Here is a 21,353-nt window from a genome sequence, read left to right on the forward strand (position 1 = left end):
GGTCGTCTGGGGGCGGAGGTCGTCGGGACGGAGATCGTCCGGGGGCGAGACCGGCGGGGTCAGCAGCCGGTCGCCCAGATGTGGGAGTCGCCGCGGTCGTTGGCCGCGCCGTTGTAGCCGACCTCCTGGCCTGGGGCGAGGCAGATCGTCATGCCGCCGCCCTGCCAGGCGTTCTCGTAGACGCGGACGTGGTCCTTGATGCCGGGGCCGGAGATGCCGTGGTTGGCCCAGGAGGAGTCGGTGTCGGAGATCCAGCTCTCCCACCAGCCGTCGTCCCCGCTCCAGTTGGCGCGCTGGCCGCCGAAGTCGGCTTCCTGCCAGACGCAGAAGTTGCCGCTGGGGCATTCGGCTGCTCCGGCGGATGAGGCGAGGGCGAGGCCGGTGGTGGCGGCGAGCAGAGCCGCGGCGGCGGCGGTGAGGATTCGCTTCACGGGAGGGTGTGGCCTTTCTGCGGGTGGGGCGGGTGGGGCGGGTGCGTGGGTGCGGGCAGTTCGGCTGCCCGCAGCAGCGCGCGGTCGCGCAGCTGTCGGTATGCGGTGAGTTCGTCGCGGTGCAGGGTGCGCACGGTGGCCAGCTCGGCGGCCTCCAGCCGCGCGCGTACGGCGTCGAGTCCGGTCTCGCGGGCACAACGGGTGGCGACGGCCGGATCGGGACGGTAGGGGCGGGGTCGGCCCGGTGGGGCCGCGCACTCGGTCCAGCGGGCGAGGGCCGCACGGTGGGCGGGGTCGGCGCGCATCCGGTCCTGGGCCTCGGCACGGAGGTTGTCGACGGTGACCTGGACGCGGAACCAGCGGTGCTGGTCGCCGTAGAGCCGGTGGCGGGCGGTGGCGAGGCAGCCGTCCGTGTGGGCGGTGACGGTGGCGCCCGTCGCGAGGGTGACGGAGAGTTCACGGGGTCCGGCGCCGAAGAGCGCCGTCCGGAAGGCGCGGTCCTCGTCCGGGGCGCGGGGCCTGGCCGTGGGGGTGAGGCCCCGGGCGCTCAGGCAGTCGGCCACGAGACGGCGCTCGGCGGCCCCGAGGAGCGCGTCCCGGGCCGCCTCGGTGGTCGGGGAGCCGGGCGCCGCGGGCGCTCCGGCCTCGACGGTGGCGCAGCCGGCGAGCAGGAGGGAGGCGGTGGCCGTCACGAGGGCGTGCCGGGTGCGCGAGGCGGCGCGGAGCATGGGGTCCCCCTTTGATCGTCCCTGTTCGGAGGGCCGGTGGAGGGTCGTGCCACCGGCTCGGGGTGATCATTTCCCGGGGGTTGGGCCGCCATTCCGAGGCTCACTCGAACGAGTCGAACGCGCCGGTGTGCGCGCCCCTCGGGCGCCCGTCAGACACCTCTCGGACACCTCTCGGACGCCTCTCGGACGCCGTGGACGCGCCACGATCGGAAGGAGTGAAAGAGAGGCAGGGGCGACGGAGCGGGAACGACAGAGCCCCGGTTGGACGGGGGATTCCAACCGGGGCCGATCGCCGTGACGGGCGAAGGGCGGTCACCTCTGGGGGGGGAACCTGGGGACCGGGCCCCTTCGCCGTCACATACGTATGAACGGTAAACCTTTCCCGAATGTTCCGAGAGTTCCCGAGTGGGCGATGTGAGCCACCTCACCCCATTTCGGTGAAGCATCGCCCATCTCGGCGAAAGCCGTCAGTCCTTCTCGGGGCGGTAGACGGTTCCGGGCTCCGCCTTGCCGGGGGCGAGGAGTTCCGGCACGGTCACGAAGGTGAAGCCCCGCCGCTTGAGCTCGTCGATGATCGGGGCAACGGCAGGGACCGTGCCGTCGTAGATGTCGTGGAGCAGGATGATCCCGTCGCCGTGGGCCTGTTCGAGGACGCGCTGCTCGATGAGGGCCGAGTCGTCGGTCGAGTAGTCCTTGGCCGTGACGCTCCAGAGGATCTGGGCGAGGCCGAGCTCCCGGCTGACCTCGGACACGGTGTCGTCGGTGCGGCCCTGCGGGGGACGCATCAGGGTGGGCTTCCGGCCGGTGATCTTCTCGACGGCGTCCTGGGTGCGCGACAGCTCCTCGCGGACCTCGGAGGCGTCGAGGTCCGTCAGGATCCGGTGCGTCCAGGTGTGGTTGGCGACCTCGTGGCCCTCGTCGGCTATGCGCTTGACCACCTGGGGGTAGCGGTCGACGTGCTTGCTGCCGAGCAGGAAGAAGGTGGCGGGGACCTGCTTCTCCTTGAGGATGTCGAGGAGCCTGGGGGTGTCCTTGCCCGGCCCCGCGTCGAAGGTCAGCGCGATGCACTTGGCTTCGGCGCAGTCCACGCGGCGGCCCGCGCCGCCCGGCTTGTCGTCCGATCCGGCCTCCTTCCGCGCCTCCTGGGGGGTGAGCGGGTCGACGCCGCAGCCGCTCAGCGTCATCATCAGCGACGCGGCGGCCAGCAGGGCGACGGCGGTCCCCCCGCGTCGGCGCAGCCTGGATCGGAACATGACGGAACCCGCTTTCCCCGGTGACGTTCGGCAAGGCCGCGGCCATCGCCTGGTCAGGGCGGGCCGTACGACCGAACATGCACACTACACAGGGTGTATACCGGGGACGGCGGTGGGGTCGAAGGCCCGTTCACGGGCGCGCGAGAGCCCGGGAGCGCCCGTCCGCGTCTCCCGGGGTGTCCTGATGACGGCGTCTCCCGCGACGGCGCCTCCTACGGCGGCGTCCTGCGGCGCCCGTCGCTCAGCGGGAGGCGAGCAGCAGGCGTGCCTCCGTCTCCTGGTCGCCGGAGACCGTGTGCCGGGTCTGGACGTCGAAGCCGATGGCCAGGACCTTCTCGACCTCGTCGACGGCGTGGTAGCCGCCGGTGAGCGTGACGCCGACCAGGGCGGACAGATGGGTGGGAGACACCTCCCGGTGTTCCCCTCCGGCCGTGTCGAAGGTGGCGGTCCAGACGGTGGGGGACGGTCCCGTCGCCGCCTGCGGGCCGGACGTCGTCACGTCCTCCAGCCGGTAGACCGCGTCGAGGACGTCGAAGACGGCCTGGGCGTCCTCCCTGCCGCAGTCGCTCAACTGGACGGTGACGTCGGTGTCGATGTGCAGGTCGTACACGTCGCTCATCTCCTCACGGCCCCCCAGTCGCCGGTGACACCTCGCGCTCCTCGTGCCGGGCACTCGTCGCGCCACCTCTCCAGCATCCCTCCGGGGCCGCCGCACCGCGAGGGGCGCCGCCGGGCGCTCGACAACGCCCGGCGATCTCCGCGACGGCCCGCCGTCCCGCCCCTCCCCGGTCGGGACTGGCATCAGGGCCCCTCCCCCGGTCGGGACCGGCATCAGGGCCACTCCACCGGGCTCTTCCGACGCCGGGCACGCGCCTCACCGCTCGCCCGCCCCGGGCGGAACCGGTCGAGGAACCGGGTGCGTGCCGGACGGGAACCCGAGCGGGAGAGCGGACGGGAGACCGGGCGGTCGGGCAGCGCTGCCGGCCGTTCGACAGGGGCCGCCACCGCCGGAGACGGGACCGGGGCGGCCTCCCGCGATGCCGGGACCACCGGCGGCACCGCGGGCAGGGGCGGTTCCGTCGGAAAAGGCGCCGCCGGCAGGGACCGCGCCGACAGGGCCCGTGGACCGCCGCGCACCGCCACCGGCACGGCCCACGGATCCGCCGCCCCGGACCGTACGGAAGACGGGGACACGGGGGCGGGGCGCAGGGAAGGGACGGGGACAGGTCGCGAGGAAGACGCGGAGGCGGGTCGCGCGAAACCCACGGGGACAAGTCGCGAAGAGCCCACGGTGTCGGCCCTCCGCGCAACCGGGACACCCCGCACGGCCGGAACAGTCGGCGCGGCCACGGTGGTCTCTCCCGGGTACGGAGCCGGGCACGCGGCCCGCGCCTCGTCCAGGGCGAGCGCCAGGCTCAGCCGGTGCCAGAGGATCTCGTCCGGGTCGTCGGCGCGCGTGAGCCGCTCGGCGAGCTCGCGCGCGGCGACGGGCACCGGCATTCCCTGCGGGGGCGACGGACGCAGCCGGTCGAGGTGGGCGCGCTCGTACGGGTCGTCCACGACCTCGGCCACCTGGAGCGGGTCGAGCAGGGAGGCGATGGCCGAGGCCCGCGCCCACGGGTCGTCGGTGGCGCGGAACAGTAGGGCGAGCCGTCGCGCCCGCCAGTTCCTCGGCCTCAGGTCCTCACGCGCGGCGAGGCGTTCGCGGAGTTCCAGCGGGAGCCGTCCCGTGAGCAGCGCAGGGCAGGTGCGGCCGAAGTCGGCGACCTCCTCGGCCAGATACGTCCACACCACCGCCCGGTAGCGGTTCAGGGAGAACCGCACCGGGCTGAGATGCCCCGTCCGGACCAGCCTGGTGAACCGGTCCGGGGTGATCCCGAGGAGTGCGGCGGCCTCCCCGGTGCCGACCGCGCGCACCCGGTCGCGCAGGCCGCCGGGGAAGTCCGGCGCGGTCCTGAGGCGGTCGAGCTCGCACCGCTCGACGCGCCGCCGCCCGCCCCCTCCGGCCGGCACCGTCCGCACCAGGCCGAGCTGGACCGCGAGCCGGAACTCGTCGCGTTTCAGTTCCAGTTCCTGCGCGGCCCGCGCCGGTGTCACCGTGCGCGCCCCTTCGTCCGCCGTCCTGTCGTGGCCATCCACCGTCATCACGCGGCCCTCCCCCGTGCGTTCGTGCCCTCCTGGCGCGGATCCGTCCGACCCGCCGAAGAGAACGTAACGCAGAGTGACGAGCCCCGCACCACCTGTGGAAAACCACCTGTGGAAAACCGTCCACGGACGAACGGACAACGCGTGGCGGAGCGTCGCGGCGGAACGTCAGAACGGGCCGTCGTCCGGATAGCCGGGCTGGCGCGCCTCCACGGCGAGGTGCTCGCCGACGCGGTTGACCAGCAGTGTCATCTCGTACGCCACCTGACCTACGTCGGCCTCCGCCGCGCTCAGGACGCACAGGCAGCTGCCCTCGCCCGCGGCGGTCACGAAGAGCAGCGCCTCGTCGAACTCCACCATCGTCTGCCGTGCCCGCCCCGCCTTGAAGTGCCGGCCCGAGCCCCGGGCGAGGCTGTGCAGACCGGAGGAGACGGCGGCCAGGTGCTCGGCGTCCTCGCGCACCAGCCCGCTGCTCGCACCCGTCACCAGGCCGTCGTTCGACAGCACGAGCGCGTGCCGTATGTGTCCGACCCGCTGCGTCAGGTCGTCCAGGAGCCAGTCCAGTGCCTTGTCCAACGCCATCAGTGGTCCTCCCCCTGCGTGGTGCGTCCCCGTCGACCCGGATTCCCGTGCTCCCCGTGTCACCGTGGTCCGCGTGTCGGCGCAAGCCTTACGCACTGTCGTGGACAGGGCAAGCACTGCACCACGCCCGCGTGTGCCGCAGGATGGAGGGCATGGCGAGGATGACCGAGGATCAGTGGCGGGCCTTCGTGTCCGCGGGCACCCGCACCGGCAAGCTGGCGACCGTCCGCGACGACGGCAGCCCCCACGTCGTGCCGGTCTGGTTCGTGCTCGACGGCGACGACTTCGTGTTCAACACCGGCAAGGCCACGGTGAAGGGCCGCAACCTCGCCCGCGACGGGCGGGTCTCCCTGTGCGTCGACGACGACACCCCGCCGTTCTCCTTCGTCTCGCTCTTCGGGCGCGCCGAACTCAGCGGGGAACCGGACGCGTTGCGCCACTGGGCCGCCCGCATCGGCGCCCGCTACATGGGTGAGGACCGGGCGGAGGAGTTCGGCGAGCGCAACGCCGTCCCCGGCGAACTCCTCGTCCGGGTGAGGATCGACAAGGTGATCGCCGAAGCCGGCCTCGCGGACTGAGGCCCCCGGCCGGGCGGATCCGCCCGTGGTTCAGCCGACGGTGTCGAGGAGCCGGGCGGTGTGCATCCGTCCGGCGTACTCGACCAGGCGGATCAGCACCTCCTTCCCCGAGTCCCGGTCGCGCGCGTCGCACAGGACGACGGGTGTGCCGCGGTCCAGGTCGAGCGCGCGGGAGACGTCGTGCGCGCCGTAGGCACGCGCGCCCGTGAAGCAGTTGACGGCGACCACGAAGGGGATCCGCCGGTGCTCGAAGTAGTCGACCGCCGGGAAGCAGTCCTCCAGGCGCCGGGTGTCGGCGAGGACGACGGCCCCCAGCGCGCCCTGGGCCAGCTCGTCCCACAGGAACCAGAACCGGTCCTGGCCGGGGGTGCCGAAGAGATAGAGGGAGAGTCCGGAGCGGATCGTGATGCGGCCGAAGTCCATGGCGACGGTCGTGGTGGTCTTCCGGTCCACGCCGCCGGTGTCGTCGACGAGTTCTCCGGCCCGGCTGAGCCGTTCCTCGGTGCGCAGGGGCCGGATCTCGCTGACCGCGCCGACGAGGGTGGTCTTGCCGACGCCGAACCCGCCGGCGACGAGGATCTTCAGCGCGAGGGCGGTGGTGTCCGCGTCGTCGTCCGCGCCGGTGCTCTCAGAGCGCTCGTAGGCCATCGATTACTTCCCTCAGGATTCTTTCGTCGGGGAGCCGCGCGGGCGGCACGGGTCGGCTGACACGGACGAAGCCCGATTCGAGGAGGTCGCCGAGGAGCACCCGGACGACTCCGACGGGCAGGTCGGCGTCGGCGGCGAGTTCGGCCACCGACTGGGTCTCGGCCCGGCACAGGGCGAGCAGGGACCGGTGCTCGGGGCCGAGGAGGGACTCCTCGGCCGATCCGGGCGGATCGTCGTCCACGACGACGAGGGCGATGAGGTCGAACCGTACGTGGCCGGGTCCCGATTTCGTCCGGCCGCCGGTCATCGCGTACGGGCGGACGAGCGGGCCGGCGTCGGAGTCGTACCACCGGCCGCCCGGCACGGACGGGCCGCCGCCGGTGCTGTCCTGGTTCATGGGGTCCTCCGGGTCAGCCGGCGGCCGGCGGGGTCACCGTGAGGCGCGGCGGGGTGTGCAGGTGCTCGCCGACGCGCTTGACGAGACGGGCCATCTCGTAGGCGACGAGACCGATGTCGGCGCTCGCGGAGCTGAGGACGGCGAGGCAGGAGCCGTCTCCGGCGGCCGCCACGAAGAGGAAGCCGTCGTCCATCTCGACCATCGTCTGGCGCACCCCGCCGGTGCGGAACTGGCGGCCCGCGCCCTTGGCCAGGCTGTGGAAGCCGGAGGCGATGGCGGCGAGGTGTTCGGCGTCCTCGCGGCCGAGCCCGCTGGAGGCCCCGACGGCGAGTCCGTCGCTGGAGAGGACCACGGTGTGGCGGACCTCCCGCACCCTCGCCACGAGGTCGTCGAGGAGCCAGTCGAGTTCGCCGGAGCGTTGGTGGGAGGCCCTCTCGTGGTCGATCATGCGTCGTCTCCTTCGGGGTGAGGGGCGTGCGGGGAGGTGGGGCCGGGGCGGCCGCCGTCGTGGCCCGCGCCGGTGCCGAGCGGGCGTCTGCCGCCCGGGGCCGGGCCACCGCCCCGCCGCCGGCCGTCCTGGTAGGCCGCCATCCGTTCCCGGACCCGCTCCGGGGTGCGGGCGTCCGCGCCCGGCGCGACCGGTGCGGGGGCCTGCTCCCGGGCCGGTGCCTCGCGCAGCTGCGGGACGAGGCTCGCCTGTCGTACGCGGCGGGGCAGTCGGCCGTCGGGGTCGCCGGGGGCGTCGGGCCCGCCCGCCGGTGTTCCCGGCGGCTGTTCCCGCTGCTCCCTCCGCTCTCGCGTCGGCGGCGGTACGGAGGAGCCCCGGGGACGCAGGGCGGTGACCCCGGCGGGTGCCGGCCCGGATTCCGGACGTGCCGCGAGCGCGGGGACGGCGGTGGGGCGCGGCAGGGGCTGTGGGCGGGAGGGTGCCGGGATCCGGGGGGACGGCGGCCGGGGCCCGTCGGGCTGTCGCGCCGGGTTCCCGTGCCGTCCCCCGCTCCCCTGTGGACGCGGGGCGGCTCGGTGCACGTCCTCGGTGGGGGTGGGGCCGGGCCGTTCCGCGGAGGAGCGGGGCGGCTGGATCCGGTCGAGACGGCGGACCTCGGCGCGGGGCGCGTCCTCGCGCTGCCGGACCTCCCCGTACCTCCCGACCTCCTCACGCCCCCGGGCGTTCCCGTGCTCCCGCGTCGTGCGCGGCTCGTCCGTACGCGGTCCGCCGACGTCCCCCGTGACGGAGACCCGCGCCCGCGTGCCCTCCCCGTACGGGGGCCCGGTACGGGGCGTCCCGGGGCCGTCCGCCGGTTCGCCGCGCCCCGGCGGCAGCGCGCCCTGGAGCACGTCGGTGGGGAGCAGTACGACGGCCGTCGTCCCGCCGTAGGGGGAGGTCCGCAGGTGGACCTTGACGTCGTGGCGGGAGGAGAGCCGGCTGACCACGAAGAGGCCGAGCCGGTCGCTGTCGAAGAGGTCGAGGTCCTCGGTCCGGGCGATCCGGGCGTTGGCCTCGGCGAGGCTCTCCCTGCCCATGCCGAGCCCCCGGTCCTCGATCTCCAGGACGTAGCCGTTGCCGACGGGCTCGCCGCTGACCCGCACCTTGGTGTGGGGCGGGGAGAACTGGGTGGCGTTCTCGATGAGTTCGGCCAGGAGGTGGGTGAGGTCGGCGACGGCACCGCCGACGACGGCCGTCTCGGGGAGCCTCGGCATCTCCACGCGCGCGTAGTCCTCGATTTCGGAGACGGCGGCGCGGACGACGTCGGTGAGGGGGACGGGCCTGCGCCAGGCACGGCCGGGGGCGGCGCCGGAGAGGATGATCAGGCTCTCCGCGTGGCGTCGCATGCGGGTGGTGAGGTGGTCGAGCCGGAAGAGGTCGTCGAGTTCGCCGGGATCGTCCGCACGCCGTTCCATGGCGTCCAGGAGGTTGAGCTGGCGGTGGACGAGGACCTGGCTGCGGCGGGCGAGGTTGACGAAGACACCGGAGATGCCGTCGGCGAGTTCGGCGCGTTCGACGGCGGCGGAGAGGGCCGCGCGGTGGACGGTGGCGAGGGCCTCGCCGACCTGGCCGATCTCGTCCTCGGAGTCGGGCCCGGCCGGGGCTTCGGCCCGGATGTCGATCTCCTCGCCCGCGCGCAGCCGGCGCATGGCGGCGGGGAGTTCACGGCGCGCGATGCCGAGGGCGGTGTTGCGGAGACCGACGAGTTCGACGACGAGGCCGCGTCCGATCCGTACGGAGACGAGGAGGGAGGCCCCGACGGCCACGAGGCCGAAGGCCACCGCGGCGCCGCCCGAGGTGAGGGCGCCACCGGCGAAGGGGTCGGTGCGGTCCGCCGCCCCGGTGCGCGCGTCGGCCTCGATCGCGGCTAGTCCGTCGCGTACGGCGGCGAGGGGGGCGTCCCAGTCGGTGGAGGTGACCGCCCGGGCGGCGGGGCGGCCGGGGGTCGCGGCCCGGATCCGGTCCTCCGCGCGGATGAGCCGGGTGTGGTCGGCGCCGGTGGCGAGCCGGGTCCACGCGGCGCGTCCGGCGGCGGGCAGGTCGGCCGTGGCCGAGGCGATGAGGGTGCGGCGGGTCTCGGCGGCTCCGGAGAAGGCGCGCAGCCGGTCGGCGGTGAGCAGGCCGCCGAGACGGGCGGAGCCGAGGAGGGCGTCCTCGCGGGACAGCATCTCGCCCGCCCGGCCGAATTCCAGGAGTACGCGCGCGTCGGCTCCCCGTTCGCCGTCCTGGACGCCGGCGAGGGCGCCGCAGACGGCGAAGGCGGCGGAGATCGTCCCGGTGTACTCCGCGTACACCTGGTCCCAGTCGGCCCGTCCGTCGGCCGCGGCGGTGCGGAGGAGGGCGAGGCCCTCGACCTTGCCGACGAACGCGCTCACCCGGTCGGCGACCTCGTCGGGCAGGTCCCCGGTGTCGCCGACGGTGTGGGTCGCGCCCAGGCGCAGCCGGTCGACGGCCTCGTCCGTGCCGCGCATCCGGTCCTTGAGCTCGGCGGCCCGGTGGGCGCCGGGGGCCGCGACCTGTCGTACGGCGGCGCGCCGTTCGGCCTGGAGCGCCGTGAGGGCGGCCGACACGGGCTCCCGGACCTCGGTGTCGAGGCGCTGGAGCTGGCGGAGCCGGGCGATCTCCTGGGCGGTGGTGACGGTGGCGAAGCCCCACAGGGCGAGGAGCGAGACGACCGGGACCATCAGCAGCGAGACGATCTTGGCGCGGACCGTACGGGGGCGCGGACCGGGGCGCGGAGCGGACCGAACCCTGTCGCCGCCGGGGACGGAGGGCTCTGCCGGGGCGGTGGAGCCCGCCGAGCCGATGGGCTCTGCCGGGCCGGTGGGCCCCTCGGAGGCAGGGGGTCCTGCGGGGGCGGCGGGTCGGTCGGCGTCCGGAGAGGCGGCCCACGCCCCATCGACCACCGGGGAGGCCCCGGGGGCCCGTTCCTCCGCCTCGTCGGCGGGCTGCCCCGCGTGAGCGCGCCGCCCGCGCACGGCTGTCGGCGGTGCCGGTACCCCGGCGTCCTTGGTCCTGCGGGGAGTTCGCATGGCCTCCTCGTTCCGACTGCGGCTGTCTCTGGTGCGGTGGGGCGTGACGGGCGTGGGACGGGTGGGGCGGCTCGACCGGTGGGGACGCCGGCTCAGTGCGCGGGCGTACGCGTACGCGTACGCGTACGGGCGGTTCCGGCGGTGCGGGAGCCGGGGCGTCCGGCGTCCGCCGGACGCCCGTCCGGCTCGGCGGGACGGCCCGCGGAGGCGTACGCGGCGCGTTCCCCGGCCGTCGGGGAGAGGGCGACGAAGGCGGCGGTGAGGAAGAGGTACGAGCCGAGGCCGACGGCGAGCGGGAAGACGAACTGCATGACCGTGGCACCGGGGAGGTCGGCGCCGGAGGGGACGACCTCGACGCTCACCGCGAGCATGCCGGTGTAGTGCATGCTGCTGACGGCCGCGCCCATGACGAGCGAGGCGACGGCCACGGCCGCGGGCGCGTGGATGTGGAGGGCCGCCCACAGCGCCGCGGTGGCGGCGGCGACGGCGATCAGGACGGAGAGGCCGACGAGCAGGGGGTCGTACCGGACCTGGCCGTGGAGCCGGAGGGCGGCCATGCCCAGGTAGTGCATGCTCGCCACGCCGATGCCCGTGGTCAGTCCGCCGATCAGCAGGGAACGGACCCGGTCGCGTCCGTGGCCGACGACGAACACGCCGACGCCGACGACCGCCATCGCGACGACGAGGCCGAGGACGGTGAGCGGAACGTCGTAGCGGATGTCGGTGCCGGTCACGCCGAATCCGAGCATCGCCACGAAGTGCATCGTCCAGATGCCGCTGCCGATCGCGGAGGCGGCGGTGAGCAGCCAGTTGCGCCGTGACCGGCCGGTCGCGTCGAGCGCCCGTACGGTGCAGCGCAGCCCGAGGGCGGCGCCGACGCAGGCCATCGCGTACGACAGCACGGGGGTAAGCCAGCCGAAGGCGGCGTGGTCCAGGTGTCCCATGGCTCAGGGACGCTAGTGCGCATCGAGGGGCGCACCGGGGGCGCATTTCGAAAGCTGGCGGAATGTGACAGAGAGCTGACCCCGAACGATCGCGCCGAGTTCGAACGCCTTCCCAGAAAGCGCGTGCCGGACGTTCACCCCTCCGGGTGGCGTGCGTGCCCGTCCCTCACCCCTCCGGGTAAGGGATCATGAGCGCATGAGCGATGACCCCACACGCGTCCGAGAGTTCTTCGGTGCCCGCGCCGCCGGCTGGGACAGCCGGTTCCCCGACGACGGTCCCGCGTACGCGGCCGCCGTGGCGGAGCTCGGTCTGCGTCCGGGCGACTCGGTCCTCGACGCGGGCTGCGGGACCGGCCGCGCGCTTCCGCCGCTCCGCGCCGCCGTCGGCCCCTCCGGCACCGTCGTCGGGGCGGACCTCACCCCCGAGATGCTCGAACGGGCCGTCCGGGCCGGGCGCGACGGCGCGGACGGCGGAGCGCTGCTCCTCGCCGACGTCGGCCGGCTGCCCGTCCGCGGGGGCGCGCTCGACGCCGTCTTCGGCGCGGGACTCGTCTCGCACCTCGCGGATCCCGCCGCCGGTCTGCGGGAACTCGCCCGTGTCGTACGGCCCGGCGGCCGGCTCGCGCTGTTCCACCCGATCGGGCGGGCCGCCCTGGCGGCACGGCACGGCCGCTCCCTCACACCGGACGACCTGCGTGCCGAACCCCGGCTGCGCCCCCTCCTCGCCGAGACCGGCTGGCGGCTCGTCGACTACGTCGACGAGGACGCGCGGTACCTGGCCCTGGCCGTCCGCGAGGGCTGAACCGCCCCCGGTTGCCCCTCCGGCCGGGCCCGCGTCCCCCCGGCCGGCCCTCGGGGCGCCCACGCGCCCTTCTGCACCGGCACTCCACTGTCTACGGTGGAGCTGCCGGGCAGCCGTGCCCGGGAAAGGCGGCGGGCCGTGACGCAGATGCCGGAAAGACTCCGCAGGCTTCTCCCCTTCGCGCGGAGGCCGCCCGAGGCCGCCGTGCCGGCGCGCCCCGCCCGGCAGGGGCACAACCTGTTCGAGGCGGCGGCGGTGTACGTGGCCGCGTGTGCCGAGGACGACCAGGTCCGGGCGGAGGAGGCCGCGAACCGCGTCTCCCCCGGCGCGCTCTCCTTCGGCGTGAACGAACTGGCCTGCCGGGCCCTCATCACCCTCGCCCGGGAGCGGAACGAGTCACCGCTCTCCGTGGCCCGCTCCCTGCTCGGTCTGCGGAACGAATCGGCGTGACCCCCGGAGGGACGGGAGAGCCGGCCGCGCAGGGCCTTCCGTGGCGCGAACCCTCGACGCGTGGGTTACTCACTGGTTAAGGTGCGCCGACGACTGGATGGGGAGGCTGCCGTGGCCGGTACGGACCCGATCGCCGAGGGCGCGGGCGACGCCGACGCGCTGTTCGTGCTGACCGCGGCGCTGCTGACGCCCGCCCGCTTCCCGAGCGTGCTCGGGGACGACTATCCGGCGGCCTGCGCGGCGCTGGGACTGGGGCCGCACCCGGAGGGGTACGGGCTCGTCTTCGGTCAGGACGGCCTGGGGGCGCGGTGGACGGTGGTCGTCGACGACGTGTCACTGGTCGCCGTGGCCATCTCCTCCTGGGACTGCGGGATGGCCTACGACCTGTCCCCGGACGAGGGGTCCGTGGTCGCCGGGCTGCCGGGCTGGCCGCTCCCCGTGGCCACCGCGGCCCCGGGAGTGCCGGCCCCGCACGACCCGGAGCCCGAGGAGGGCGACCCCGCCCCGCTGGTCCCGCCGTCGGGCGACGAGTGGGGACCGGCCCAGCGCCGTCTGGGCGCCGACCAGCTGGCGCTCCACTGGACCGCCTGGCGGTCCCGGATCGGCGACGACGGCACGTACGTGAAGGACACGCCGGCGCCGGAGGCCGTGGACGACGGCAGCGACCGGTCGGCCGCGACCGCCGGGGACGACCCGTACGACGGCGTCCGGAGGGTCCTGGACGAGCTGCACGCCTATCTGGAGGAGGCGCCGCCGGTGGGGCGGGTGCGGTCGGCGTCCGGCGCGGAGGCCGACGCGCCGCTGCTGCGCGCGGACGGCCCCGGCTGGTCGTTCGTGGCGAAGGCCGACGACATGGCGTTCGTCCTGCTCGACGAGCTGCCGCGCGAGGTGATGCCGGTGGCGCGGGGGGCGAGGCTCCCGGCGCTCCTCAAGGCCCTCGACGCGATGGCCGTGCGCCCGGCCTGACGCCGTGCGCCCGGCCCGATCCGGCACCGGCACCCGGGGCTCCGGAACTCCGGGGCCTCAGGTCAGGGCGTGTCCGTACGCGGCGGCCAGGCCGTCGAGCTCCGGGTCGCCGTAGACCGCGCGCAGCGCCCCGAAGGCCGCGACCTTGTCCCGGCCGAACCGGCCCACGGACACCGCGTAGGTCTCCGGGGACAGGAACCTCGGCGGTGTGCTCTTGCTGTGGAACTTGTCCGCGTACATGACCATCCGTTCCTCCGGCGTGATCGCGACGTAGTCGGCCGGCGGCAGCGGCAGTCCCTGCGCGAGCACGTCCTCCTTGGTCAGTCCGACGCCCGTGTGGCACGAGCAGAACCGGCACACGGCCTCCGGGAGCCCTTCGGCCGCCAGGAGCTCGTGGCCCAGGATCCCGTGCCGTATGTAGTTCCGGCCGTCCAGCAGCCCCTCGGCGTCGTACAGGCGGTACACCCCGATGTCGTGCAGCAGGCACCCCGCGCGCACGAGCTCCGGGTCGAGGTTCTCGTCCGAGCGCGGAAGCAGGCGCTCGGCGATCCGCCACACGATCTCGCAATGGGTGAAGACGAGCTCGAACGCCTCCTCATGAGGAGCGTGTTTCCTGTGCAGCGCGCGGATCTCGTCGACCGAGGGAATGTCCATCCCCGCAGCCTAATGAGCCGGGGCCGCGACGGGTCCGGGCCCCCGGTCCGGGGCACGCCCCATAGGACGACGGCCTGAGGTGTGGTCTCCGACCATGGTCCGGCGGAAGGGACGCGCCGCACGATGTGGCGCCCCTTCCCTTTCCACCGGAGGCTCACCATGCGCCTGTTCCCGGGCGTCTCCCTGTTCGCCGCGTTCCTGGCCGGGGTCACCGTCCTCGCCCCCGCGTCCCCCGCCGGGGCCGAGTCGGGGGCCGCCGCGCACTGCGCGGGCCGGCACCGGCTCCACGTGCCCGGCGCCGAGCACCAGCGGTCCGCCTGTCTGGACGACCTGACGACCGCGGGGCTCGCGGGCACGCCGTACACCGACATGGCGGACCAGGCCGGTCTCGCCGCGAAGGGGACCCGCAACCCCTCGGGGGTGCCGGGTGTCCAGATCGACGGCTACTTCCCCGACGACTCGCGACTCAACGCCACGCACGGCTGGGCCCACGACGCGCAGTTCGTCATCCGGCTGCCCGACCGCTGGAACGGCGGTCTCGTCGTCACCGGCGCCCCCGGCACCCGCCGCCAGTACTCCACGGACGCCCTCGTCTCCGACCAGGTGCTCGCCCGTGGCTTCGCCTACGCCTCGACCGACAAGGGCAACACCGGCCCGGACTTCTTCACCGACGGCCGGAGGCCCGGCGACGCGGTCGCCGAGTGGAACCGCCGGGTGACCGAGCTGACGCTCGCCGCGAAGAAGGCCGTACGGCAGCGGTACGGGCGGGCCGCGGAGCACACGTACGTGACCGGCATCTCCAACGCCGGCTACCTGACGCGCTGGCAGCTGGAGAACCGGCCCGAACTGTACGACGGCGGGGTCGACTGGGAGGGCGTGCTGTGGACCGCGCGCGGCCCCAACCTCCTGACGAGCCTGCCCGTCACCGTGGCGCGCTCCCTGGGAGAGGCCACCGACGAGGACCTGGTCGGGGCCGGTTTCGCGCCGGGCTCGCGCTTCCTCTGGCCGTACCACGAGCAGGCGTACTGGGGACTGACCCAGAAGATCTTCCGTGCCGAGTTCGACCCCTCGTACGACCCGGCCTGTCCCGGCTCCACCGCCGGCCGGACCGTGGAGGAGATCTTCGCGCCCTGCGCCTCGGACGCCTCGTACGACTACGCCTCCCGGCCGGCGTCCGTCCACCGCGCGGTCGGGAAGGTCGCCCTCACCGGGCGGATCGGCAAGCCCCTCATCACGCTCCACGGCGACCTGGACGCCCTGCTGCCCGTCGCCACCGACTCCGACGTGTACGCGCGGATGATCGACGACCGGGGGCGGGACCGGCTGCACCGGTACTACACGGTGCGGGACGGAACGCACACCGACGGCCTGTACGACACGTACCCGGACCGGCTGCGCCCGATCCTGCCCTGCTACCGCTCGGCGTTCGACGCGCTGACGCGCTGGGTCGAGGAGGGCGCGGCGCCGCCCGCGGACCGCACGATCGAGCGGCCGGCGGGCGGTGACGTGGTCAACTCCTGCGCGCTGGCGGAGTGAGCGCCCCGAGCCGCCGGAGGGTGGTGCGTCCCCGGTCCCGTTCAGCCGCGCAGGGACGCGCCCACCTCGTGCAGGTGGCCCAGGGCCTGGCGGTACGAGTCCACGAAGCCGGTCTCCGTGTACGGCACGCCGAGCGCGGCGCAGTGGGCCCGTACGGCGGGCCGGGCGAGCCGGAGGTTCGGGCGCGGCATGCTGGGGAAGAGGTGGTGCTCGACCTGGTGGTTGAGGCCGCCGAGGAACCAGTCGGTCAGGGCGCCGCCGCGGATGTTGCGCGAGGTGAGCACCTGGCGGCGCAGATGGCCCCAGTCGTCGCCGTCCTCGTGCTCGTCCGGCCGTTCCATGCCCTTGTGGTTGGGGGCGAAGGCCATGCCCAGGTGGACGCCGAGGAGCATCTGGTGGAGCAGGGCGAAGACCAGGGCCTGTGCGGGGGTGAGCAGGGTGAGGAGCAGGGTCGCGTAGCCGGCGAAGTGGGCGAGGAGCAGGCCGCCCTCGACGAGCCGTTCGCGGCGGGTGCGGCAGGGGCCGTCCTTCGCCAGCAGGGCCTGGATCCCGTAGACCTTGAGCGCGATGCCCTCCAGGGTCGTCAGCGGGAAGAACAGCTTGGCCTGGTGGCGGGTGAGGAAGCCGCGCAGGCCCGTGCGGCCCGCCGTCTGGTGCTCGGCGAAGACGAGGACGTCGGCCGCGACGTCCGGGTCCTTGTCGAGGTGGTTGGGGTTCGCGTGGTGGCGGTTGTGCTTGTCGTTCCACCACTCCCGGCTCATGCCGAGGAGGAGGTTGGCGTGGACGAGCTGGACGGCGCGGCTCGCCCTGCGGTCGGCGGTGACCTGGGCGTGCCCGGCGTCGTGGGCGACGAAGGCGGCGCGTGCGGAGAGCAGGGCGAGGGGGACGGCGAGCAGAAGTGCCCACCAGGAGGGTCCGACGAGGGCGAGTCCGGCCACCACCGCGACGCCGCCGAGGAGATTGAGGGCGATGACGCGGGCGTACCAGCCGGGGCGGTGTGCGAGGAGGCCCTGTTCCCTGACCGTCCGCAGGAGCGGGGTGAACTCGCTGCCGCCCCTCACGCGGGCGGGCGCCGCGGGAGGTGCGGCGGCCGGGGGCAGGACGGTGACCTGAGACATGGTGGGCTCCGGTTTCTGTCGGTCGGTGGGCGCCTGCCCGAACCTACGGACGGGCGGCCGTCCGGAACCATGGCGTCACCACCCGCCCCGGGCGGGGGCGCTCCCGGGGAGTCGGGGTGGGGAGAGCCCCACCCCACGCGGGAGCATTTGCTTGTGACACGGATCACTCGAATCAAGTGCACGGCGAGGAGTCCAATGTGGATATAATCAGCGACTCGGTCCCCAGTAGTCAAATTTGAGGAATGCGTTGTCGCTGTCGCACGAACCCGATGATTCGGCCCGCGAACCCGCCCGGAAACTCTCCCGCCACTCCGCCGTCTTCCTCCCCGCCGATCCGCCCCGCGCAGGGCGGATCGCCTTCTGGTCGCCGGACGGCGAGCCGCTGCCGGACTCCCCCGACGCCTCCGCGGCCGTCGCCGAACTCACGGTCGTGGACGGTGACGTCCTCCGGCCCGTGACCGTCCCCGCTCGCACCCTCTCCGTGCGGGACGCCCTGCCGCTGCTGGTCCGCGCCCGGTTCTCGGACCCCTCGTCCCCCGCGGCCGCCTTCTGGGGCGCCGCCGCGCTGCTCGCCCTCGACCTCGTGGCACGCGGTCTGCTCCTGCCCGGTCTGACACCCGGCGACCACGACGCGTGGCGGGCCGGGCCGCTCGGCCCGGAGGAGCTGGGGCAGCTCCGTACGCTCGCCGCGTCGATGCCGCCCACGGCCCATGCCGTGCCCCTTGCCGCGGCTTCGCCCGCCTCTTCTGTCTCCTCCGACTCTTCCGACTCCTCCGGTGGCTTCGCCTCCTCCGGCGCATCGGTGCTGCTGCCCGAACCAGAGGCGCTGCTCCGGGCCTTCATGGACGCCGTCGCGGACACCCTGCCGCGTACTCCGGCGGCTCCGCAGGCGGCCGGCGGGCCCGCCTTCGCGGCCCAGGAGGCGCGGACGGTTCCCGAGCAGCGGGCGTGGGCGGCCGACGTGGCCGCCGTGCACGACGCGGGCGTCCGGCTTTCGCTCCGCCTCGAACTGCCCGGCTTCACCGCCGAATCGCGGGAGGCGCCCGGCTTCCGGGCGGTGCTCCAACTGCACGGCGTCGCCGATCCGACCCTGGTCGCGGACGCGGCCGAGGTGTGGTCGGGCTCCGGACCGGTCGGGGCGGCGTTCGGCCCCCGCGCCCGTATGGACGCCCTTCTCGCCCTCCGGCGTGCCGCCCGCGCCTGGCCGCCGCTCTCCCCTCTCCTGTCGGCGGCCGTGCCCGACGCGGTCGAACTGGCCGACGAGGAGGTCGCGGAACTCCTGGGCCCGGCGGCCGACGCCCTCGCGGCGCTGGGCGTCCAGGTCCACTGGCCGCGCGAACTCACCGACCGTCTGACGGCCCGGGCCGTGATCGGCCCGCTGGAGGGGGGCGGGAGCGGGGGCTCAGCGCACGGCCCGGACACCCCGGACACCCCGGACACCGAAAGCGGCACCGACACCGAGCACAACGCGGGGGCTTCCTCCCCGGCCTCCTCCCTGGCCTCCTCCCTGCCCTCCCTCCTCGCCGCTGGCTCCCTCCTCGCCTTCAACTGGCGTTTCGCCGTGGGAGACCACGAGCTGACCCGTGCCGAGCTCGACCGGCTCGCCGAGACCGGGCGCCCCCTCGTGCGGCTGCGCGACCGGTGGGTCCTCGTCGATCCGGCCGAGGTGCGCCGCGCCAGGACCCACCAGGACCGCAAGGTCACCCCGGTGGACGCGCTCTCGGCCGTCCTCACCGGTACGACCGAGATCGACGGGCGCTCCGTCGAGGTGGCGGCGACCGGACCGCTGGAGCGTTTGCGGGAACGGCTCGCGGACCCCGAGGGCGACCGGCCCGAGGTGGCCCAGCCCGCCGCGCTCGCCGCGACCCTGCGCGACTACCAGTTGCGCGGACTCGACTGGCTGCACCGGATGACCTCGCTCGGTCTCGGCGGCTGCCTCGCCGACGACATGGGGCTGGGCAAGACGATCACGGTCATCGCCCTGCATCTGCACCGGCAGACCGATCCGGCGTCGGCGGGTCCCACCCTCGTCGTCTGCCCTACCTCGCTCATGGGCAACTGGCAGCGGGAGGTCGAGAAGTTCGCGCCCGGCACGCCGGTGCACCGCTTCCACGGCGCCGCCCGCGACCTGGAGGGGCTCCCCGACGACGGCTTCGTCCTGACCACGTACGGCACCATGCGGCTCGACGCCGAGCGGCTCGCCGCGCGGAACTGGGGACTCGTCGTCGCGGACGAGGCGCAGCACGTCAAGAACCCGTACTCGGCGACGGCCCGCCGGCTGCGGACCATCGGCGCACGCGCACGCGTGGCGCTGTCCGGCACGCCGGTGGAGAACAACCTCTCCGAGCTGTGGGCGATCCTCGACTGGACCACGCCGGGGCTGCTCGGCGGTCTGGGCGCCTTCCGCACCCGGTTCGCCGCCGCCGTCGAGGGCGGCCGCGACCCGGCCGCCGCCGCGCGACTGGCCGCGCTCGTCCGGCCGTTCCTGCTGCGCCGCCGCAAGTCGGATCCGGGCATCGCGCCCGAGCTCCCGCCGAAGACGGAGACCGACCGGACCGTGTCGCTGACGCCCGAACAGGCCGGTCTGTACGAGGCGGTGGTGCGGGAGACGCTCACGGCGATCTCCGAGGCCGACGGCATGGCGCGCCGCGGTCTCGTCGTGAAGCTCCTGACGGGACTCAAGCAGATCTGCAACCACCCCGCCCAGTACCTCAAGGAGGAGCGGCCGGGGACCGCGGGACGGTCGGGCAAGCTGGAGCTGCTGGACGAACTCCTCGACACGATCCTCGCCGAGGGCGCGTGCACCCTGGTCTTCACCCAGTACGTGGGGATGGCCCGGCTCCTGGAGGCCCATCTCGCGGCGCGGGGCGTGCGGACGCAGTTCCTGCACGGCGGCACGCCGGTCGCGGAGCGGGAGGCGATGGTCGCCCGCTTCCAGAACGGGGAGGTCCCGGTCTTCCTGCTCTCCCTGAAGGCCGCGGGCACGGGCCTCAACCTCACCCGCGCCGAGCACGTCGTGCACTACGACCGCTGGTGGAACCCGGCGGTCGAGGCGCAGGCCACCGACCGCGCGTACCGGATCGGGCAGGACCGGCCGGTGCAGGTCCACCGGCTGATCGCCGAGGGCACGATCGAGGACCGGATCGCCGCGATGCTCGACCGCAAGCGGGAGCTCGCGGACTCCGTCCTCGGCACCGGCGGGGACATGCCGCCGGAGCTGACCGAACTGACCGATGCCGAACTGGCGGAGCTGGTGCGACTGCGAGGGGACGGACGATGAGCGGATACGGACACGGGGACGACGAGCGGACGTTCGCGGCGCTGCCGCCGGCGCGGGGGGCGGGGTTCACCCGGACCTGGTGGGGGCGGGAGTGGCTCAAGGCCCTGGAGGACACCGCGCTCGACGGCCAGCAGCTCAAGGCGGGGCGCCGCCACGCGCGCGCGGGGGCGGTGGGCGCCGTGTCGGTGCGGCCCGGTCGGATCACCGCGGTGGTCAAGGACCGGGACGGCACGGCGCACCGGAGCGACGTGCTGGTGCGGGAGTTCTCCGAGGAGGAGTGGGAGCGGCTGCTCGGCCTCGCGGTGGACAGCGCGGGCCACATCGCGGCGCTCCTCGACCGGGAGATGCCGCCGCACCTGGTGGAGGACGCGGCGGCGGCCGGGCTCGATCTGCTGCCGGGCATCGGCGACCTCGATCCGGAGTGCGGCTGCGAGGCCTGGGACCACTGCCCGCACACGGCGGCGCTCTGCTACCAGGTGGCACGGCTCCTGGACGAGGACCCCTTCGTCCTGCTCCTGATGCGCGGGCGCGGCGAGCGCGCCCTCCTGCACCAGCTCCAGGAGCGCAGTGCCGCACGTGCCGTCGCTCCCCCGGCGCGCGACGGGGACGGTGGCGCGGACGGCGTCGGCGCTCCCGGGGCCGTTGGCGGGATGCCGGGCGTGTCGGCCGAGGAGGCGTACGCGTCGGCGTTCCTGCTGCCGCCGCTGCCCGCCCCTCCGGTCGCCGCTGCCGCGCCGGGCCGTGCACCGTCCCTGGACACGGACACCGAGCCGGAGCCGGGGGTGGATCCGGCGGCCCTCGAATTCCTCGCGGCGGACGCGGCGGACCGCGCGCACCGGCTGCTCGTCGAGGCGCTGGGCGCCGGCGGAAAGGTGCCGGATCCCGTGGAGACGGGGCTGACGGGCGCTCAGGACGCGGTGCGGCTCGCCGCGGGCTCCCCCGCTCCGTGGATCGCGGCCCGGCTCGCCGCCGGTTCGGGACGGTCTCGGGCGGACATGGACCTCGCCACGCGCGCGTGGCGGTTCGGGGGCGCCGCCGCCCTCGCCGTACTGGAGGAGGAGTGGACGCCGGACGCCGAGGCGCTGGCCCGTGCCGGGACGCGGCTCGCGGAGGCCTGGGAGGACGACGAGCGGCCGGTCCTGCGGCGGGCGGGCGGCGCGCGGTGGACGGCCGTGAGCACGGAGGCGCAGCTGCGGCTCGGCGAGGACGGCCGCTGGTGGCCGTACCTCAAGACCGGTGGCCGGTGGGCTCCGGCGGGTCCGGCGGACCGGGATCCGGCGGCGGCCCTGGCGGCGGCCTTCGCGGCGGGTGCCGGCTGAGCC

The 21,353-nt window shown here is 74.7% G+C and carries 20 protein-coding genes; 7 read left to right on the plus strand and 13 right to left on the minus strand.

From position 1 onward, the window contains the following. Positions 1-59: 59 nt before the first annotated feature. From ADL08_RS06570 to ADL08_RS06595, 6 genes are all read right to left on the minus strand, one after another. Positions 60-431, minus strand: coding sequence for a peptidase inhibitor family I36 protein (locus ADL08_RS06570; RefSeq protein WP_053641102.1), 372 nt, complete (start codon positions 429-431; stop codon positions 60-62). Continuing rightward, positions 428-1,159, minus strand: coding sequence for a hypothetical protein (locus ADL08_RS06575; RefSeq protein WP_053641103.1), 732 nt, complete (start codon positions 1,157-1,159; stop codon positions 428-430). Before ADL08_RS06575 ends, ADL08_RS06570 begins: the two co-directional genes overlap by 4 nt. 467 nt (positions 1,160-1,626) lie before the next feature. Beyond that, the gene (locus ADL08_RS06580) at positions 1,627-2,412 is read right to left on the minus strand and encodes a polysaccharide deacetylase family protein (protein ID WP_053641104.1); all 786 of its coding nucleotides are present in this window, start codon (positions 2,410-2,412) and stop codon (positions 1,627-1,629) included. A 241-nt stretch (positions 2,413-2,653) separates the two neighbouring features. Further along, positions 2,654-3,031 (minus strand): hypothetical protein, encoded by a 378-nt coding sequence (locus ADL08_RS06585; protein WP_053641105.1) that lies wholly within the window; start codon positions 3,029-3,031, stop codon positions 2,654-2,656. A gap of 212 nt (positions 3,032-3,243) precedes the next feature. Continuing rightward, positions 3,244-4,557 (minus strand): DUF6397 family protein, encoded by a 1,314-nt coding sequence (locus tag ADL08_RS06590; RefSeq protein WP_053641106.1) that lies wholly within the window; start codon positions 4,555-4,557, stop codon positions 3,244-3,246. A 168-nt stretch (positions 4,558-4,725) separates the two neighbouring features. Continuing rightward, the gene (locus ADL08_RS06595; protein ID WP_053641107.1) at positions 4,726-5,139 is read right to left on the minus strand and encodes a roadblock/LC7 domain-containing protein; all 414 of its coding nucleotides are present in this window, start codon (positions 5,137-5,139) and stop codon (positions 4,726-4,728) included. Positions 5,140-5,291: 152 nt separating this feature from the next. On the opposite strand from ADL08_RS06595, the gene ADL08_RS06600 reads away from it, so the two are divergent. After that, entirely contained in the window at positions 5,292-5,717 is a 426-nt protein-coding gene (locus ADL08_RS06600; RefSeq protein ID WP_053641108.1) for a PPOX class F420-dependent oxidoreductase, read from the plus strand. Between the two features lie 30 nt (positions 5,718-5,747). Here the strand turns inward: ADL08_RS06600 and ADL08_RS06605 are convergent, their stop codons facing one another. From ADL08_RS06605 to ADL08_RS06625, 5 genes are all read right to left on the minus strand, one after another. After that, positions 5,748-6,365, minus strand: coding sequence for a GTP-binding protein (locus ADL08_RS06605; protein WP_053641109.1), 618 nt, complete (start codon positions 6,363-6,365; stop codon positions 5,748-5,750). Beyond that, on the minus strand, positions 6,346-6,762 hold the full coding sequence (locus tag ADL08_RS06610) for a DUF742 domain-containing protein (protein WP_053641110.1): 417 nt from the start codon (positions 6,760-6,762) through the stop codon (positions 6,346-6,348). The genes ADL08_RS06605 and ADL08_RS06610 overlap by 20 nt, the downstream gene beginning before the upstream one ends. Positions 6,763-6,775: 13 nt before the next feature. Further along, positions 6,776-7,210: a roadblock/LC7 domain-containing protein gene (locus ADL08_RS06615; protein WP_053641111.1), complete on the minus strand. Its 435-nt coding sequence runs from the start codon at positions 7,208-7,210 to the stop codon at positions 6,776-6,778. After that, a complete protein-coding gene (locus ADL08_RS06620; protein ID WP_053641112.1) occupies positions 7,207-10,281 on the minus strand; it encodes a sensor histidine kinase in 3,075 nt (1,024 codons plus the stop codon). Before ADL08_RS06620 ends, ADL08_RS06615 begins: the two co-directional genes overlap by 4 nt. Positions 10,282-10,373: 92 nt before the next feature. Then, positions 10,374-11,225, minus strand: a complete 852-nt coding sequence (locus ADL08_RS06625) for an MHYT domain-containing protein (RefSeq protein WP_053641113.1) — start codon at positions 11,223-11,225, stop codon at positions 10,374-10,376. Between the two features lie 196 nt (positions 11,226-11,421). Between ADL08_RS06625 and ADL08_RS06630 the strand changes: the two genes are divergently transcribed. The 3 genes from ADL08_RS06630 (at position 11,422) to ADL08_RS06640 (ending at position 13,443) form a co-directional block, all read left to right on the plus strand. Then, positions 11,422-12,027: a class I SAM-dependent methyltransferase gene (locus ADL08_RS06630; RefSeq protein ID WP_053641114.1), complete on the plus strand. Its 606-nt coding sequence runs from the start codon at positions 11,422-11,424 to the stop codon at positions 12,025-12,027. Positions 12,028-12,174: 147 nt separating this feature from the next. After that, positions 12,175-12,477 (plus strand): hypothetical protein, encoded by a 303-nt coding sequence (locus ADL08_RS06635; protein WP_053641130.1) that lies wholly within the window; start codon positions 12,175-12,177, stop codon positions 12,475-12,477. A 111-nt stretch (positions 12,478-12,588) separates the two neighbouring features. Continuing rightward, positions 12,589-13,443: a hypothetical protein gene (locus ADL08_RS06640; protein WP_053641115.1), complete on the plus strand. Its 855-nt coding sequence runs from the start codon at positions 12,589-12,591 to the stop codon at positions 13,441-13,443. 57 nt (positions 13,444-13,500) lie between these two features. On the opposite strand, the gene ADL08_RS06645 is transcribed toward ADL08_RS06640, so the two are convergent. After that, positions 13,501-14,097, minus strand: coding sequence for an HD domain-containing protein (locus ADL08_RS06645; RefSeq protein WP_053641116.1), 597 nt, complete (start codon positions 14,095-14,097; stop codon positions 13,501-13,503). Positions 14,098-14,256: 159 nt separating this feature from the next. Here ADL08_RS06645 and ADL08_RS06650 point away from each other — a divergent pair, with 159 nt between their 5' ends. Continuing rightward, positions 14,257-15,633 carry a tannase/feruloyl esterase family alpha/beta hydrolase gene (locus ADL08_RS06650; protein WP_053641117.1) on the plus strand — a complete coding sequence of 459 codons (1,377 nt, stop codon included), beginning with the start codon at positions 14,257-14,259 and terminating at the stop codon, positions 15,631-15,633. Between the two features lie 41 nt (positions 15,634-15,674). Here the strand turns inward: ADL08_RS06650 and ADL08_RS06655 are convergent, their stop codons facing one another. Further along, positions 15,675-16,751 (minus strand): acyl-CoA desaturase, encoded by a 1,077-nt coding sequence (locus ADL08_RS06655; protein WP_053641118.1) that lies wholly within the window; start codon positions 16,749-16,751, stop codon positions 15,675-15,677. Between the two features lie 247 nt (positions 16,752-16,998). Here ADL08_RS06655 and ADL08_RS06660 point away from each other — a divergent pair, with 247 nt between their 5' ends. Then, positions 16,999-20,031, plus strand: a complete 3,033-nt coding sequence (locus ADL08_RS06660; RefSeq protein ID WP_078968578.1) for a DEAD/DEAH box helicase — start codon at positions 16,999-17,001, stop codon at positions 20,029-20,031. Next, positions 20,028-21,350, plus strand: a complete 1,323-nt coding sequence (locus tag ADL08_RS06665) for an SWF or SNF family helicase (protein ID WP_053641119.1) — start codon at positions 20,028-20,030, stop codon at positions 21,348-21,350. The genes ADL08_RS06660 and ADL08_RS06665 overlap by 4 nt, the downstream gene beginning before the upstream one ends. The last annotated feature ends 3 nt before the right edge of the window (positions 21,351-21,353 follow it).

It is taken from the genome of Streptomyces sp. NRRL F-6492 (assembly GCF_001280125.1).
Taxonomy (GTDB): Bacteria; Actinomycetota; Actinomycetes; order Streptomycetales; family Streptomycetaceae; genus Streptomyces.